Consider the following 15,957-nt stretch of genomic DNA (forward strand, 5'->3'; position numbering starts at 1 on the left):
TGTCCTGGACTAACCCAGTTGGGCGAGATTCCGCCCTCTTACATCTAATCCAAACTAGAGAAACATCTGGAAGTGTTTACTCGCTAACCGCTCATGGCTCTATTCGCAGCTACGGGGAGGTTATCTCTCCCCAATCCCCCACCTCACGAAGTAGGTGGGGGTCATTGAATTTTGGGAAGGGGAAACCTTAAATTTAGGAAAAGCGGGAAATTCTGCGATTCAATTAAAGTTTCTTCATCCCGGTGTTTTACGTTCTCTGGTTTTAAGGCGCGATCCTTTAGTTTTAACACAAGCCTATCTCAATGGTTGGTTTGATTTCCAAGGTGAAGCGGAAACGATTGTTAATCTGGGACAACATTTAGCTTGGAAAGGATTAAAACGCAGCCAAGGCATCAAAGCATGGCTACAGTCTTTATTACTCCCTCGTTTACCTGTGAAGGTTAACCCTGAAGGTGATCGCAAAGGAGAAGTTCATAGCAAAGAGCGCGATCATGCTGCCATCCAACACCATTATGATGTGGGAGATGACTTTTATCAACTGTGGCTCGATCCTTGGATGATCTATTCTTGTGCCAATTTTGAGCATCCCTTAATGAGTCTAGCCGAAGCCCAAGAACGAAAATTAGACATTACCTGTCGTAAACTCAAACTGGAACCAGGAGACAAACTTCTCGATATTGGTTGCGGTTGGGGGGCAATGCTACGTTGGGCGGCAAAATATTATGGCATTCAAGGATATGGAATTACTCTGAGTCAAAAACAAGTCGAGTACAATCGAAAACGCATTAAAGAAGAAGGTTTAGAGGATCAATTAGAGGTTAAACTCCTGGATTATCGAGACTTACCTGACACCCCCACTTTCAACAAAATTGTCTCTATTGGCATGATTGAACATGTGGGCTTAAAACAATATCCTGCCTATTTCCAACACGCTTATCAATGTCTCCAACCCGGAGGATTATTTCTGAATCATGGCATTACCTCTACCGATCAATGGCGGGGTTCTAGTGTTGGGGAACGATTTATTAATTGCTATATTTTTCCCGATGGGGAACTCATCCAACTGACACCGATGTTGCGAGAAGCAGAAAAAGCTCGTTGGGAAGTGGTTAATGTGGATAATTGGCGTCCTCATTATGCCCTAACTTTACGGCGTTGGGCAGAGAACTTAGCGCAAGCGAAAACAGAAGCTGTTCAGCTCATTGGCGAAAAATTCTACAATATTTGGCAACTGTATTTGATCGGGTGCGCCATCGGATTTGAAAGGAATCAGATGGGAATTTATCAAACCTTGCTGCGGCGAAAAGAGGATAGTGAGTGGAACTTACCGCTTACTCGTCAAGGATGGTTCATTTAAGTCAGCTTTATTTGATTCTAATTACAATAAATGTTAATTTTAAATCAATTTTTTATAAGCTATTGATCACTATTGCTAGAGATAATATCAATTAATTGTTAATTAAACATCCATTCTTCTAAGATCGGCTGAATGGTTTTTAGCTCATCCAGAGAAAGGAGTTCCAATTCACCATCTGGTTGTGCTTTTGCAAAGAAAAGTAAAGGAACTAGAGGGGTATAAACCCCATATTCTTGATCATCGTGGATGAATGTCGCTAGCAGTTGGAATTCTTCAGCTTCCCAGGCACGTTCCGTTTCAATTTCTAAAGTCAAGATATCATCATCTTCTGGTTCTGGTAATTCGCCTGCAACTGTTAGCGTGAAGGAAGTACGCTTCAGCGTCAGTTCTTCTTCAGCTAAACTGGCTTCTGCTTTAGAGAAAAGCCGATCAATTTCTGGTTCGTCTTCAATTAAAATGGCTTGTTCTGCATCTTCGTCCTCATCCCACATAATAATTGAAACGGGAGAATCGATTGGCATTAAAAGATAGTATTGAACGCCTTTAGAAGTAAAAGACTGTTCAACATAACAATATAATGAACGCGCATCTTCATCAATCAGAACTTTAATTTCTGGGGAGGAAGGTGGCTGATCTTGAGAAAAAGGAGATGAGGACATAGCAGAGAAGAGAATATAGCATTCTTCAAAATATCACATAATTCGTTATTAATTATGGATAAGTTTGTGGTTTGTTATCCGATGTCTCCCGTCATTTTCTGCTTCAAGTTAAGTAAAAATTCGGTTTAACCAATTTAGCATTAATTGATTAACTTGTTCTGGTTTTTCATCATGGGCGCAATGTCCAGCTTGCGGAATCGGATAAAATTCAACGTCCCGATCATTTTGACTCAAATCTTGATAAATTTTTGCCCCTTGAATCGGTGTCCATGGATCATCTTCTCCCCATAAAACTAATAACGGACACTGGCGATGGGGTAACAAATTGTCTGGTTTTGGTCCTGGCGGTGCACTCAGCACCGATGCAAAAACATTTTGCGCCCCTGGATCACAAGAGGGAAGATATAGTAAGTCTACTAATTCCTCAGTAATGGCAGCGCGATCGCGATACACTTGCTTGAGGGTATTCCGAATTTGAGATTTACGGCGAACTTGATTAAACACAAATTCACCAATTCCTGGTGTACTGACTAGCTTAGTAAAAGTTCCCATGACCACATTTAGCGGAAACTGCAATTCTTCTGGACGATGATTTAAGCCGCCAGCACTGTTAATTAACACTCCTCCTGCTGTCAATTCAGGATATTCAGTCATCATCATTAAGGCCAGTAAGCCACCAATGGAGTTGCCGACAAAGACTGTGGGTTGGTTAATGTGACTTGCCCAAAAATCATAGAGTTGTTGTTGCCACAACTCAACGCTATAGTCTAAAGCAGGCTTTTCGGATCCGCCAAAGCCCAGCAAGTCTAGTGCGAAGACTTGATATCCCGCATCCGCTAAAACGGGAATATTTTTTCGCCAATGTCCAATGGAGGCACCAAAGCCATGAATGAGGAGTAAGGGTTGTCCTTCTCCTTGCACAGTATAAACACTCTTGTAGCCTTGCCACTCCCAAGAATACTGCGTTAAGGTTGTATTTTTTGTCAGGGATTGCGTCATCAGCGTTTTTGTAAAGGATTGTTAACAGTTTTCCTCTATCTTAATCTAAGATCGGAGGAGGTGATGGCAAGGTGGGGATGCCAAGCACTCATCAGGAATACAAATCATAAACTATGGCTATTTTTACGCTGAAATCAGTCAAAAAAGACTTTGGCATTAAAGAAATTCTTCGGAATGCTACCTTTAGCATAAATGAAAGGGAAAAAGTTGGTTTAATTGGTACAAATGGTTCCGGTAAATCAACGCTTCTTAAAATATTGGCTGGACTCGAACCCATTGACAGTGGCGAATTTAACGTGAACCAAAATGCACGATGTGTTTATCTTCCCCAACAACCCGAAGTAGATGAAACCAATACAGTTTTAGAGCAAGTTTTAGCCAGTAGCGGCGAACAAATTAAACTGATTCAAGAGTACGAAACCCTTTCCGAAAAACTCGCCACTGATCCCAATAATAATCAACTCCTCTCTCGTTTTTCTACCATTACTCAACAAATGGATGCGATGGGAACGTGGGATTTAGATACGAAGGCTAAAATTATTTTAAATAAATTAGGCTTAGGTGATCCCCATACTCCTGTCAAGAATTTATCAGGGGGAGAACGCAAGCGAGTGGCTTTAACAGCCGCCTTACTCGCTGAACCGGATGCGCTTTTAATGGACGAGCCAACTAACCATTTAGATGCTGATTCTGTCGAATGGCTACAAAACTATTTAAGCAACTTTCGGGGAGCACTCTTATTAGTCACTCACGACCGCTATTTTCTTGATCAAGTTACGACTCGAATTATTGAAATTGACCGTGCTGATTTATATACCTTTGATGGCAACTATTCTTACTATCTAGAAAAGAAAGCTGAAATAGACGCAGCAGAAGCCAGCAGTTACCAAAAATATAAAAGTATACTCCGGCGAGAACTGGCTTGGCTAAAACAAGGACCGAAAGCGCGATCAACAAAACAAAAAGCACGGATTCAAGCCATTGATGAACTCCAAAACAAAGAGTTCAAAACAGCCAAGGGTAATGTTGATATTTCTACACCCAGTCGTCGGATTGGCAAGAAAGTGATTGAGGTGGAAAATATTAATAAATCTTATCAAAATCGGCAGCTCATTAAAGACTTTACTTACGAATTTAGTCCTGATGATCGCATCGGAATTATTGGTGAAAATGGGGCTGGAAAGTCAACATTAATGGATATTGTCACCGGACGGATTGCACCTGATAGTGGAAAAGTAGAGATTGGGGCAACTATTCAGATTGGCTACTTTGACCAACATTCAGAAAACCTCCTTAAAGCAAAAAACGAGAATCAGCGCGTCATTGAATATCTCAAAGATGTGGCTGAGTATGTCAAGACGGGTGACGGAACCTTAATCACTGCTTCCCAAATGTTAGAGCGGTTTTTGTTTCCACCAAATCAACAGTATCTCCCCTTACATCAACTATCAGGAGGAGAAAAACGACGCTTATTTCTTTTAAAGGTTTTGATGAGTGCTCCTAATGTTTTAATTTTAGATGAACCAACGAATGACTTAGATGTTCAAACTTTAAGCATTTTAGAAGATTATCTGGAAGAATTTAATGGTGGTGTGATTACCGTTTCACATGATCGCTATTTTTTAGACCGAACGGTTACACAAATTTTTGCGTTTTCTGAAGGAGGAAAAATTAAATTTTATCCCGGCAATTACTCCACATATTTAGATTATAAAGAAGCAGAAGATGCCGCCCAGGTTAATATTGAAAAAGCAGCGCCAAAAGTCGCAAAAAATAAACCGGAAGTTAACGGAACAAGTAAGAAGCAGAAACAAGATAAACCACGGCGACTCTCCAACTGGGAACGACGAGAGTTAGAAGAGTTAGAAGCCAAAATACCGCAACTGGAAGCAGAAAAAACAGAATTAGAAAATGCTCTATATAATACACCTTCCCCAAAATATAGCGAACTGCAAAAGCTATCCGAACAAGTGGCAACCTTGGAAAAAGATATTGAAGATGCAACCGCCCGCTGGTTAGAGTTAGCAGACCTGGAATCGTGATTGGAAAGGGATTGGAGAGAGCAAATCTAGCAGTGCTGTGGACTGCCTATTGCGTGATCTTTCTCTAGATAGACTTGACTTTGAATTAATATCAGTCTAATAATAGATTTTCTGTAACTAAAGTTACAAAAAAGTAACCAAATGCGAAAAAATTGGGCACACTAGAAGAAGAAAGACTTTTAATTTACTTATAGTAAAAGAAATGCTGCGTCATCCCTTGAAATTCTTAACTCGTCTTGAATCGGCTTTAGAGCGATTTTTTGATTCATCAACTCCGAATATGCCTGTCATTGCTGAAGCGGGTTACTCACGCTTAAAGCTCGGTGAAGTCATTTATGATCAGGGCTGGAGTGCTCCTTACGAAGTGATTTCGGGATCATTTAATCGGATTTACTATTTTCGTTGGCAAGGTCAGTTAGTTTCGGCTTGCGCTGATCCCCCAGACACAGTTAACTATTATCTACAACGTTTAGGAGGTCAGCAAGTGGTGCGTCTCCACCTCAAACCACAAGTAAAATAATTTCTATTTTTCGCTCATGATCAGGGAAACTCGTTCAATTCAAAACAAGACGAACAAATTGAATGAAGCGACCACTCCTTATTTACTGACCGGAAATCGGATCTCGATGGGCATAAACCTGCCATGCTAAGTGAATTAAACCCTTGAAAATTCCGATTGCTACGCTGGCACTTCCCTTCCGTCCTGTTACTCGAATATGCGGAATTGTGAGCGTGCCTAAATGACTTTCAGTAGCCTCAACATCAACTAATTTCGGTGCAGTAATAATTGCGAAAGCAGGTTGAATCTCATCTTGTTCCAGCAAATGTAAAAATGTAGACACTGCCGTTGGTTGTTGACCAATCATAAAAACAGCTTCTGGATAACGTTGGGTTAACAGCGTTAAGTTATGAGTATGATGACCCTCAACTTCACTGTAAATGGGATTGACAAAGGTCGTTTGAGCAGCATCAGCAATACCGGCTTGAATCAAAGGAACATCCACTATAATTGCAGTGCGAGCCGCTAAAGCCGCAGCCCCCGCACTGAGAGCACGATCAGAAAAATGCAGATGAGAGAGGTAGTCAAAGTCTCCCGTTTCGTAAATAACTCGGCGAATAATTTCGTATTCAGCAGGTGAAAAGCGATGTTGTCCCACTTCCTGATCAATTGCCAATAAACAATTCGCCTCAGTCTTTGTCAGTTCCATTGTTTTTGATTCGTCATAAGGTGCAGTGTCATCCGAAGCGTATTTTAACGTAACTCTTTTTCCCAAACCCGAATAACAATTCTGTTTCCTTGCTGTCTTTGAATCATACCTTCCCAATCGGCAATGGCAAAAGACCGTAAATCAGTTTCTTGACGATAAACTTGGGCAAGCGCGTCTCGGATTTCAGGGGTCATTTGACCTTGTAGCATTTGTTGGAGTTTCCCTTCCATAAGGGTCAATTCCACTGAGCTGCCAAAAGACGCCTCAGTTTGTCGTAATTTTCCTGTAACCCGATCAAAAATAAATTCCAAGTCCAGTTTTCCCGCAACATAATCTTTATATTGCACTGATTGTGTGTTTTTCCAGTAACCTCGACGCATTGAAGTGGGTTCGCCTAAGGTTTCTATGATTTGTGTTTTAGGAACCCCCGTACTAAAAATAGGAACTTGTTCTAGGCTGGAGTCTCGGGTTCGGGACGATGCTTCTTCTAGAGGAATGGTTGGGACAATCACAGTCGGAGAGTCTAATTCTAAATCTAAGATTGGTTTTTCCAGTTGTGAAGGCAAAGAAGGAACATCTTCTTGTTCTTCCGAGGAAGAGTCGGTTTGCGTGTCTTCAGAAGGAGAGGTTTCTTCGCGATTACTGGGTTCTGATACCACTGGATTACGAGTGCTCTCTCGCAAGAAATTTTGTAAAAACTGGACCGTTCCGTATCCGACAAAGCCCGCACTGAAAATCATTAACAGCATGATCGCGCTCCCCATCCAGAAAGGATTGCCCTTTCTCTTCCTCACTGAAGCGGCGGGAGAGACGGCAGCAACAGTTGGATAATTCGTCAAATTGCCTGCTTTCTCCGTTTTTTCTGAGGTCGCTTCACGAGTGAATGAAGAACGACGACGAGTCAGTGCGGATAACATGGCGTTGGCATCTGTAAATCGATCGCGCGGATGAAAACGCACCGCTTGATCAATGACAGTTGCTAAGCGACCATGGAGATGGGGAACCGCTTTGCGCCACAGCAATTCCCCCGTATTCGGATCACTTTCTAAATTTTGGGGGGCTTGACCACTAAGGAGGAAAATAGCGGTTAACCCTAAACTGTATAAATCACTGGAATAAACCGGTCGTCCGGCAGCTTGTTCAGAGGGCATATAGCCGGGCGTACCGATCGCGATGGAATGGGTGCGTTCAGAATTGACTACCGTTTCTAGGGCTTCCTTCACCACCCCAAAATCAATTAATACCGGTTGATGATCTCCCGCGCGCAAAATAATATTATCGGGCTTCACATCCCGATGAATAATTTTCTGATCATGGACATACGCCAAAACCCGCAAGAGGCTAATCAAAAGGTCACTCACTTCCTGCTCTGACATCACCCCCGTTTGCGCTACTTTTTCGGTTAGGGTACAGCCTTCAATATATTCTTGTACCAGATAAAATGTTTCTGCTTCTGCAAAGTAGGCATAAAGTTGGGGAATTTGGCTATTCCCTCGACTTAAGGTTTCTAAAATGGCTGCTTCTCGTTGAAAGCGCTCTCTGACCCACTGATACTGTTTCGGTTTAGAAACAATGGGATAGAGTTGCTTAATGACACAATATCGCTCTGAAGGCAAATAAGTATCCACTGCTAGGTAGGTTCGACCAAATCCCCCTTGCCCTAATTCCCGAACCACACGATATCGATTATTTAAAACAACAACAGCCATTCCCACATCCATTCTTGATTCAGCGCCTATTGAAAACTATTTTAAGTCCAGCCGTCCTTGTTCTTTCAATTTCGGGTTAAACCGAATCTCCATGGTTACTCCGCGTTCCTTAAGCGTTTCTTTAATCTCAGCTTCCACCCGTCGGGCAATATTTTTTAGCAATTTTGCTTGCGCCAATTCATCAGCATTGGCATATTCTGCTTGCTCAGCATCGGTCATAGTTAATTTTGCATCAATGGGATCATTCCACGCTGATTGTTGATGACTATTTCCCGCCGGGATTGTTCCATTTTCTTCAATCCAGGCTTGTTGAATTTCTGCGAGGGTACTGCGCCGAGGACGATCAATTGTTTTCACTTTTAACCAGTAACAGGCTTGGGGTTGGCGGACTAAATGTTGCTTGAGACTGGTATAAATATCGCGAGAATATGCGACTAATTGTAGAGTTTTTTCCGCATCAAAAATGCTATAAACTCCAATTTTCTTCTCGAAGTTGGGATCGATTTCACCCTGTTGATTGAGGTAGGGAAGAAACGGTAAGTTTGCTAAAGTAGTGAATTCAGTTTGAGCAGTCATTAATTTTACAATTCATTACCGATAACGATACATCAATCTAGTTTAGAAGAGTTCACTTCATCTGTGGCGAAAAGTATGTAACGAGATTTAACAGTTTTCACTCAGCACTTCTGCTTAACGTTTATGATAATTTTTAATTCGCCTATCGACAGGAGGATAGTGATTACCTTGTTCGATTTATTTGCATTTTCTCGCCAATACTGTGTCACCATCTGTGGAATGCTGATTCCCGCTAATCTTTTATTAACTTCAGTGACGTTGTTACTATTGGTCCGCCAATTCCCTACGATGAAACTGCGTTGGAATGCAGCATTGGCAATGATATCCGCTTGCGCTATGGTTTTTCATGTCGCCACTTGGTTAGCAATTGGTGTTGTCATGACACCAACTTATCTTTTATTGTCGTTAGCTGTAACATGTTTTAGTATTAATAGTTACGCTATTTTTGCGCCTCATAAATTCCGACAACTCCTCGGAATTGCTTAACTTTCTCCTGAGTTTTGATGACGTTGCGATCGCTGCTTTCTCCGACGAAGAATAGGCTTCGGCTTATTTTCAGTTGGGGGAGGCATTTCTTTATTTTGGCGAGACGTCTTAATAATCTTTTTCGGGGGACGGTTCCGCTTAAAGTTAGGATTTAGGGGTGCAATCTTTTTCGCGCGAGTGACCACTAACTCTTCTCCTTTTAATTGGGTATCGAGATCCCAAAACCACCCTAAGTTTTCTTTTTCATCAGGGAGCGTGCCATTAAGTTTCAACTTAAAAAAGCTGTTTTTTTCTGAGGTGAATCGCTTAATTTTAACAATAATTTTTTGTTGAGCTTCCGAGTAAAAAATAACTTCTCCGCGAATCGAAAAATATCCAGCTTGCGCGTTGACGTGGGAAACCGTTTCTTCCTCTAATTGTTCTGCCCGCTGCGAGGATTCTTTGAGGGTTTTTGGTTCCCAAACCCCAACCACTTGTAAGTGAAGGTAATCTTGTTTTTGTCTAGTGCGGGGATACACGACCCAGAGATGAGGTTCATCTAAGTTAATATGTTTCTTCACTACACTGATCACTCGTCCCAGAAGAACTGTTTCTAAACGGGTGTTTTCTGATAGGATCATTTCACCGCGAGTCAGTTTATCTTGAGGCTGATAAACCCCCCAAACCAGCCCGATCGCGCGATATTGAGTATCATGAGTGGGAGGAGGAATGGGATGTTGTAAGATTTTTTCGGCGTTGGTACTGTCTTGGTTTTGATTGGACATAGAACCTTGAAATCACCACAGTTTCATTTCGGGGCTAGTTAGCTTATTCTAGCAATTCCTTAGTTCCAATGTTCTCTGTAATCGTTCTAAGATTGCGTCCCAGAATTGCGGTTGCTGTGGCTCAAACCATTGGATTTCCGGCTGCGATCGAAACCAAGTGCGTTGTCGTTTTGCAAACTGACGCGTGTGGAGAATAATTAAGTCTCTTGCTGTTGTTAAGTCAGTTTTTCCCGCTAAGTAATCTTTAATTTCTTGATAGCCCAGAGTATTTAATAAAGGAAGCGACCAATCATATTGCTCAATTAATCTTTCCACTTCTTTTACTAATCCGGCGGCTAACATTTTTTCCGTGCGATGGCGAATTCTTTGGTCTAAATTTTCAGGAGAACAATCTAATCCAATTTGTAAAATCGGGTAAGACGGTGGATTTTCTCCTTGTTGTTCACTAATCGGTTTTCCTGTCACATAAAAGACTTCTAGGGCGCGCAAGGTGCGTACTTGATCATGGGGATGAATTTTACGAGCAGCGGGCGCATCAACTTGCTCTAAAAAGGCATAGAGTTGAGATTGACCAAGACGTTGCAGGCGCGATCGCAGCTCAGGATGAGGGGCAACCCGGGGAATTTTTAAACCTTTAGTAATGGCTTTAATGTATAAACCGGTTCCACCCACTAACAGTAAAGGTGATTGCGGCAGAGAATGAATGAAGTGATTGGCTTGTTCTTGATATTCAGCAACGGTTAAGGTTTCGGTTGGTTCACAAATATCAATGAGGTAATGAGGCACTAACGCTTGTTCTTCTGCTGTAGGCTTCGCCGTTCCAATATCAAATTGGCGATAGACTTGGCGAGAATCAGCACTGAGAATAGCTGTGTTGAAATATTGTGCCAGTTGCAGGGCTAAATGAGATTTTCCAGTTGCGGTTGCCCCACAAATAACGATCAAGGGAGGAGTCATCGTTTTCTAAACTGAATCTGAGTCAATAATTATTGGGAGTGCAAGGGGGTGAAAGGGAGACAAGGAGATAATTTAACGATATTGCTCTCTCAAGTTAAACTTGATGCTCTACTCCCTTTTCGGTGGATTGTGGATTAAAGAGAATGTGGAAAGGGCAAAGGAAAAAGGATATCCATCTCTGTTTAACCTTTCACCCTTACCCTTTCCTAAATTCATGTTTCTAGCCTTGCCATGAATCAATCAAGCTGCCCTATAACGCTTTTAATAAAGCTTCTCCCATCTGTTTACACCCGACAAACCTCATCCCTTCCGACATAATATCGCCAGTGCGATAGCCTTGGTCCAAGACTTGGAACACCGCTTGTTCAATTTTATCGGCTGCGGTGGGTTCATCTAAGCCATACCGAAGCATCATCGCTGCACTTAACACTTGCGCGAGAGGATTGGCTTTATCTTCTCCGGCAATATCAGGAGCAGAGCCATGCACCGGTTCAAAAACAGCCGGTTTTCCTGCGCCCATACTCGCTGACGGTAGCATACCAATACTCCCGGTGAGCATCGCAGCGGCATCAGAGAGAATATCTCCAAAGAGATTGCCAGTCACAATCGTATCAAATTGTTTGGGAGCGCGAACCAATTGCATGGCGGCATTATCTACATACAGATGAGAAAGTTCAACTTCGGGATAGGAGGAGGCAAGGGCAGTAATGCGATCGCGCCATAATTGAGACACTTCTAGAACATTGGCTTTATCTACCGAACACAGTTGCTGGTTTCGTTTCTGGGCAATTGCAAAGGCAACTTTCGCAATCCGATCAATTTCAGCATCGGTATAAGCCATGGTATTCACCCCACGCTGTTCTCCCGTTTCGGTGCTAAAAATTCCTTTCGGTTCCCCAAAATAAACACCGCCGGTTAATTCTCGCACCACCATGATATCGACCCCCTCGACAATTTCCCGTTTCAAGGTTGACGCATCAACTAGTTGCGGCAAAATTTTAGCGGGACGTAAATTGGCAAACAACTCTAAGCCGGCGCGTAATCCCAGTAAGCCCGTTTCAGGACGTTGATGACGGGGTAAGTTATCCCATTTGTAACCCCCAATGGCAGCGAGTAAGACGGCATCGCTACTGCGGCAAGTATCTAACGTTTCTTGCGGTAAGGGCTCGCCAGTAGCATCAATTGCCGCACCCCCCATGAGCGCTTCGGTAAAGGTAAATTCAAGGTTGCACTGTTTGCCCACTGCTTTTAAAACTTCCACCGCAACGGCGATAATTTCGGGACCAATGCCATCTCCCGGCAGCAGGGTAATCCGGTAAGTTTTTGTCATTGCTGATCTTATAGCTTTATTCAATTGGACTAAGCAGCTATCTTACCGGATTATCTCCCAGCGCGATCGCGCTCTTTCTCTTTTTTGACTAAGCTTTGATTGGCTGCTATCTCATCATGCCACTCTTCATTCCCCGTCTTCCTTCGTCTACAAACTCAGTCACTTCCATCGCGTGTTCCCGGATGACACTGACTAAATCGGGATCGCTAGAGGTTTCAGTCACCACAATCCCCTGGGAAGTCATTTCCAATTTTCGATGATAAAGATCGGAGTTTTGAACCATTATCGGAAGCGTTGAACTCATCATCATCATTGGAATCCGCTGGCCCTTCTCAATCCGTTTGTACATTCTGGAAACGTGTTCTTGAATCAAAGCAGCAACTTCGGAATGATCTGATTCGGTTACGGTACGGATCCCACCGGGAATTTCCTCAACTGAACGGCGAATTTGATGGTGATTGTCAAACAGCTGATGGATGATTTTTCCGTCACATCGGCTCATCTGAGCGCTTTTCATGCAACCACTCCTCATGTGATGACCCATCAAGGTCTCTTCACTGTAAACAATGTCAGGAGAAGCAAAGATGAAAGTGAGAGTAATGAGCAAGCCAACAACCCATCGCATTGATCGGCAGTTCATGTTGTTTTCTATCCTTCGTAAAAAGGTATAGCCACTTCCTAAGCGGGTAAGGGACAAAATGATCGGTTTAGGGAACAGGGAATAAAGGATGTACTTGATAAGAATCAGAATTGCTATAGATGTTTTGATTGATAATTGATTAAGCTAGTTAATCTTCTCTACATTGCCAGCTTTCACCCAAGCTTGTTGACCGCTCTCCGGGACATAAACTCTCTGCCAATCTCCTTGAGTTTCGATAATGACTAATTTATCTTGATAGTAAACACCACCCACTCGCGAAGCATCCAAACTTGGGTTTGCTCGTAAACTTAAACCACTGGGCCAAGTTACACGTGCTTCATAAGCCTGTTCGCCAAAACGGTCGGCAAGAGTTTTTGGTTCTTCGGGTTCCGGTTCCGGTTCCGATTCCGGTTCCGGTTCCGGTTTAGGCTCACTCTGACTGGTCTGGGTCGTTTCTGTAGCCGTCTGATCTGAGCCAGAAGCGGCAGATTGGTCCTTTGCTGTCGGCTCTGAAGACTCTTCTTCTGATTCCGAGAACACTGGTTGTGAAGGAACATCAGACATACGATTGAAAAAAAAGTAGGCAGCAGCAGCGCCAGCACTGGTGAGTAGGAAAACACCAAGAACAAATCCGAGAACAAACTGTATTAAACCAGAAATACTCATAAGCGGCTTGAATTAGAAATGATGTTTAGAGAGTAAGTGCATTATCACGAGAGGCTTTACGAGCTTTGCCAGCACTTACCCATTGTTTAAGAAATTGAATTTCTTCCTGAGCAGTACGAGCAAGCGGAACAATTTGACTGGCAGCTTGTAAAATATCCTCATTGGTAAAGTCGCGATTTTGACTAAAACCAATGTGCATCGCTTCAATTATAGTTTGTTCAATTTCTGCTCCGGAAAAATCTGGAGTTTCGTAAGCGAGTCGCTCTAAATCATAATCTTTTAGGTTATAGGGGCGCAAGTGAGAAAGGTGAACGGAAAAAATTTCTTTTCGTTCCGCTTGTGTCGGTAAATCAACAAAGAAGATTTCATCAAATCGCCCTTTTCTGAGCATTTCTGGAGGAAGCGCACCGACATTGTTAGCTGTGGCAACCACAAAAACAGAGGAGGTTTTCTCCGCGAGCCAGGTAATAAAAGTACCAAAAACACGGCTACTGGTTCCTGAGTCTCCTTGCCCAGTTAACCCGGCAAAGGCTTTGTCAATTTCATCAATCCAAAGCACACAGGGAGCAAGGGCTTCGGCTAACGTAATCATTTGCCGGGTACGAGATTCGGATTCCCCTACCAAACCGCCAAATAAACGCCCGACATCTAAGCGGAGAAGAGGAAGATGCCAATGGTGGGCAATCGCTTTTGCGGTCAGGGATTTCCCCGTCCCTTGAATGCCCACTAAAAGCAGTCCTCGGGGATGAGGCAATCCGTAACTACGGGCGCGATCGCTGAAGGCACCGCCACGACGTAAAAGCCAATCTTTGAGGTTATCTAAGCCGCCAATGTCAGAAATTTCTTCCGTAGCGGGATAGAAGTCGAGAATTTGGGTTTGGCGAATCGATTGCCGTTTTTCTGCGAGCACCAGATCTACATCTTCCGGTTGTAATGCCCCGTGATCCGCGATCGCGCGCGTTAAAACTCGGCGAATCCGTTCTAGAGACAATCCCCGCGCCGAACGAACAATGGCTTCAATTTGCTTCTCCGGCAAACGCTGCGGAATCCCGCTAATGAGTTGTTCGACTTCTGCTTTAATTTCTTGGCTATCGGGAAGGGGAAATTCGACAACTGTTAAGACTTCAGTTAAATCAGACGGAATGGAAACGTCTGGGGAAATCAAAACCACATTTAGCGGTAAAGATTTTAACTTCCGAGACAAATTCCTTAGTTTGCGAGCAACAGAGATATCTTCTAAGAAGCGATGGAAGTCTCGGAGAATAATCACTGCCCCATTCCCGGTCGGGAGTTTTTCCACAAATTCTAGGGCTTGTAGTGGGTTGCGCCGAGCGGTTCCTGCGTTATTAGGGTTATCTTGGTAGCCATCGACGAAATCCCAAATATAAACGGCACGATTCCCCACCTCTTTAGCACATTGCGCGATCGCGCTTTCCACTCGTTCTTCCTCAAAAGTGGGGATATAAATTAAAGGATAACAGGCCCGCAATAGGAGTTCAAATTCTTCTCGAAAACTCATCCTTCTTCCGCTCCGTTGCGATCCGGCAATTTCTCTTTCAATGCTGCCAAAGCGGCCCAGCGTTGATCTAGCGGTGGGGGATCACTGTAGTTATATTCTCCAACCGTGGACTCACTACTCAACTGACGGATCGGCATTTGCAAACAAAACTGTTCGTAAAGCCAAGTTGCTGGTTCAAAATAGCCTTGGGCAGGTAAACTTTCCGTCAGTTCCTCTAATGGGGTTTCCACTTCTTTATGACCTGTCCCTTCTTCTTCTGGGTGGTCTTTGAGCCAAATCAACTCACTGGTATCAACCACTAGACGCTGGTTATATTGCTGGAGGCTGCGATCACAGATTAAGGTCTTAATGGTTTCGGCACTGGCCGAAACGTTTAAATAGGTCCCACAATGCATCACCACAAGTGTTCCTCGCACTGGGGTGAGTGTCTCTAAACCAGGGAGAAAGGTATTAATTTCAAGTTGTTCACTTTTCCCTGGTGCTTTGAGCAGTCGTGGAATATAAATTGGTTCGATCATCGCTATTCAAGCAAGGGTACACAATTAGCTTTTGCGTTGCACCACCAAACGGCGGTCCGGTTCTTGACCCCGACTCCATGATTCTAAGCCCTCATACTGCTGCAGAAACTGATGAATTTGCCGTCGTTCCGCACCCGATAGCGCACTCAGTTCTGCACTTTCCCCCGTTTCTAGGACTTGCCAAGCCGTTTTTTCGGCAAGGACGCGTAACTCTTTTTCTCGTTGCTGACGATAACCTTTAAATTCGATGGTAAAGGAAGTCTGAGCTTCCGGTTCCAGCGTTAAGTTGAGTAAGGTATTGGCCAGATATTGCAACGCATCAAGGGTCCGTCCTTGATCTTTCAACAAGGCTTTGACCTGTTGCTCATTTAAATCAGTTTCATCAATGACTAACCAAGGATTGGTTTCAGCAATAGTCGTTTCATCCGTTGGCTGGGGATAAGACAGTTGGACAGAAGTCGGGGTTCCCATCAGGGCGAGCACTTGTTCAAGCCACTGCTGACCCCGATTGAGGTTTTGCTGCATAG

17 protein-coding genes are annotated in these 15,957 nt (G+C 43.4%); 4 read left to right on the forward strand and 13 right to left on the reverse strand.

The window, feature by feature from the left end; translation table 11 throughout:
* The first annotated feature begins 154 nt into the window (after window positions 1–154).
* On the forward strand, window positions 155–1,357 hold the full coding sequence (locus GVY04_03190; protein ID NBD15166.1) for a methyltransferase domain-containing protein: 1,203 nt from the start codon (window positions 155–157) through the stop codon (window positions 1,355–1,357).
* A 98-nt stretch (window positions 1,358–1,455) separates the two neighbouring features.
* On the opposite strand, the gene GVY04_03195 is transcribed toward GVY04_03190, so the two are convergent.
* Both GVY04_03195 and GVY04_03200 read right to left on the reverse strand, forming a co-directional pair.
* Window positions 1,456–2,016, reverse strand: a complete 561-nt coding sequence (locus GVY04_03195; GenBank protein NBD15167.1) for a DUF3727 domain-containing protein — start codon at window positions 2,014–2,016, stop codon at window positions 1,456–1,458.
* Between the two features lie 108 nt (window positions 2,017–2,124).
* The gene (locus GVY04_03200) at window positions 2,125–3,015 is read right to left on the reverse strand and encodes an alpha/beta fold hydrolase (GenBank protein ID NBD15168.1); all 891 of its coding nucleotides are present in this window, start codon (window positions 3,013–3,015) and stop codon (window positions 2,125–2,127) included.
* Between the two features lie 113 nt (window positions 3,016–3,128).
* Between GVY04_03200 and GVY04_03205 the strand changes: the two genes are divergently transcribed.
* Both GVY04_03205 and GVY04_03210 read left to right on the forward strand, forming a co-directional pair.
* A complete protein-coding gene (locus tag GVY04_03205; GenBank protein ID NBD15169.1) occupies window positions 3,129–5,057 on the forward strand; it encodes an ATP-binding cassette domain-containing protein in 1,929 nt (642 codons plus the stop codon).
* A gap of 202 nt (window positions 5,058–5,259) precedes the next feature.
* Window positions 5,260–5,577, forward strand: a complete 318-nt coding sequence (locus tag GVY04_03210; GenBank protein NBD15170.1) for a hypothetical protein — start codon at window positions 5,260–5,262, stop codon at window positions 5,575–5,577.
* Between the two features lie 82 nt (window positions 5,578–5,659).
* On the opposite strand, the gene GVY04_03215 is transcribed toward GVY04_03210, so the two are convergent.
* The 3 genes from GVY04_03215 to GVY04_03225 are packed head-to-tail and all read right to left on the reverse strand — an operon-like array spanning window position 5,660 to window position 8,550.
* Window positions 5,660–6,265: a precorrin-8X methylmutase gene (locus GVY04_03215; GenBank protein ID NBD15171.1), complete on the reverse strand. Its 606-nt coding sequence runs from the start codon at window positions 6,263–6,265 to the stop codon at window positions 5,660–5,662.
* Between the two features lie 44 nt (window positions 6,266–6,309).
* Complete coding sequence (locus GVY04_03220) at window positions 6,310–7,986, reverse strand: protein kinase (protein NBD15172.1); 1,677 nt, start codon at window positions 7,984–7,986, stop codon at window positions 6,310–6,312.
* A gap of 24 nt (window positions 7,987–8,010) precedes the next feature.
* A complete protein-coding gene (locus GVY04_03225; GenBank protein NBD15173.1) occupies window positions 8,011–8,550 on the reverse strand; it encodes a GIY-YIG nuclease family protein in 540 nt (179 codons plus the stop codon).
* Window positions 8,551–8,718: 168 nt separating this feature from the next.
* Here GVY04_03225 and GVY04_03230 point away from each other — a divergent pair, with 168 nt between their 5' ends.
* On the forward strand, window positions 8,719–9,036 hold the full coding sequence (locus GVY04_03230; GenBank protein ID NBD15174.1) for a hypothetical protein: 318 nt from the start codon (window positions 8,719–8,721) through the stop codon (window positions 9,034–9,036).
* Here the strand turns inward: GVY04_03230 and GVY04_03235 are convergent.
* From GVY04_03235 to GVY04_03270, 8 genes are all read right to left on the reverse strand, one after another.
* Window positions 9,033–9,761: a hypothetical protein gene (locus GVY04_03235; protein ID NBD15175.1), complete on the reverse strand. Its 729-nt coding sequence runs from the start codon at window positions 9,759–9,761 to the stop codon at window positions 9,033–9,035. The two genes, GVY04_03230 and GVY04_03235, sit on opposite strands and share 4 nt — an antisense overlap.
* A gap of 87 nt (window positions 9,762–9,848) precedes the next feature.
* Window positions 9,849–10,757, reverse strand: coding sequence for a tRNA (adenosine(37)-N6)-dimethylallyltransferase MiaA (gene miaA / locus GVY04_03240; protein ID NBD15176.1), 909 nt, complete (start codon window positions 10,755–10,757; stop codon window positions 9,849–9,851).
* Window positions 10,758–11,007: 250 nt separating this feature from the next.
* Window positions 11,008–12,087, reverse strand: coding sequence for a 3-isopropylmalate dehydrogenase (leuB, locus tag GVY04_03245; protein NBD15177.1), 1,080 nt, complete (start codon window positions 12,085–12,087; stop codon window positions 11,008–11,010).
* Between the two features lie 106 nt (window positions 12,088–12,193).
* On the reverse strand, window positions 12,194–12,739 hold the full coding sequence (locus GVY04_03250; GenBank protein ID NBD15178.1) for a hypothetical protein: 546 nt from the start codon (window positions 12,737–12,739) through the stop codon (window positions 12,194–12,196).
* A gap of 132 nt (window positions 12,740–12,871) precedes the next feature.
* Entirely contained in the window at window positions 12,872–13,393 is a 522-nt protein-coding gene (locus GVY04_03255; GenBank protein ID NBD15179.1) for an SH3 domain-containing protein, read from the reverse strand.
* A gap of 25 nt (window positions 13,394–13,418) precedes the next feature.
* Window positions 13,419–14,912: an AAA family ATPase gene (locus GVY04_03260; protein NBD15180.1), complete on the reverse strand. Its 1,494-nt coding sequence runs from the start codon at window positions 14,910–14,912 to the stop codon at window positions 13,419–13,421.
* On the reverse strand, window positions 14,909–15,430 hold the full coding sequence (locus tag GVY04_03265; protein ID NBD15181.1) for a DUF177 domain-containing protein: 522 nt from the start codon (window positions 15,428–15,430) through the stop codon (window positions 14,909–14,911). The genes GVY04_03260 and GVY04_03265 overlap by 4 nt, the downstream gene beginning before the upstream one ends.
* Before the next feature lie 24 nt (window positions 15,431–15,454).
* Window positions 15,455–15,955, reverse strand: coding sequence for an RNA-binding protein (locus GVY04_03270; GenBank protein ID NBD15182.1), 501 nt, complete (start codon window positions 15,953–15,955; stop codon window positions 15,455–15,457).
* Window positions 15,956–15,957: the final 2 nt, after the last annotated feature.

It is taken from the genome of Cyanobacteria bacterium GSL.Bin1 (assembly GCA_009909085.1).
Lineage (GTDB): Bacteria > Cyanobacteriota > Cyanobacteriia > Cyanobacteriales > Rubidibacteraceae > Halothece.

What these genes read in the sequence shown, in the direction of transcription:
- GVY04_03210 (NBD15170.1), top strand. Translation starts at nt 5,260, where the DNA reads ATGCTGCGTCATCCCTTGAAATTCTTAACTCGTCTTGAATCGGCTTTA.
- GVY04_03260 (NBD15180.1), bottom strand. Translation starts at nt 14,912, where the DNA reads ATGAGTTTTCGAGAAGAATTTGAACTCCTATTGCGGGCCTGTTATCCT.
- GVY04_03255 (NBD15179.1), bottom strand. Translation starts at nt 13,393, where the DNA reads ATGAGTATTTCTGGTTTAATACAGTTTGTTCTCGGATTTGTTCTTGGT.
- GVY04_03225 (NBD15173.1), bottom strand. Translation starts at nt 8,550, where the DNA reads ATGACTGCTCAAACTGAATTCACTACTTTAGCAAACTTACCGTTTCTT.
- GVY04_03195 (NBD15167.1), bottom strand. Translation starts at nt 2,016, where the DNA reads ATGTCCTCATCTCCTTTTTCTCAAGATCAGCCACCTTCCTCCCCAGAA.
- GVY04_03220 (NBD15172.1), bottom strand. Translation starts at nt 7,986, where the DNA reads ATGGATGTGGGAATGGCTGTTGTTGTTTTAAATAATCGATATCGTGTG.
- GVY04_03270 (NBD15182.1), bottom strand. Translation starts at nt 15,955, where the DNA reads ATGCAGCAAAACCTCAATCGGGGTCAGCAGTGGCTTGAACAAGTGCTC.
- miaA (NBD15176.1), bottom strand. Translation starts at nt 10,757, where the DNA reads ATGACTCCTCCCTTGATCGTTATTTGTGGGGCAACCGCAACTGGAAAA.
- GVY04_03265 (NBD15181.1), bottom strand. Translation starts at nt 15,430, where the DNA reads ATGATCGAACCAATTTATATTCCACGACTGCTCAAAGCACCAGGGAAA.
- GVY04_03205 (NBD15169.1), top strand. Translation starts at nt 3,129, where the DNA reads ATGGCTATTTTTACGCTGAAATCAGTCAAAAAAGACTTTGGCATTAAA.
- GVY04_03215 (NBD15171.1), bottom strand. Translation starts at nt 6,265, where the DNA reads ATGGAACTGACAAAGACTGAGGCGAATTGTTTATTGGCAATTGATCAG.
- leuB (NBD15177.1), bottom strand. Translation starts at nt 12,087, where the DNA reads ATGACAAAAACTTACCGGATTACCCTGCTGCCGGGAGATGGCATTGGT.
- GVY04_03200 (NBD15168.1), bottom strand. Translation starts at nt 3,015, where the DNA reads ATGACGCAATCCCTGACAAAAAATACAACCTTAACGCAGTATTCTTGG.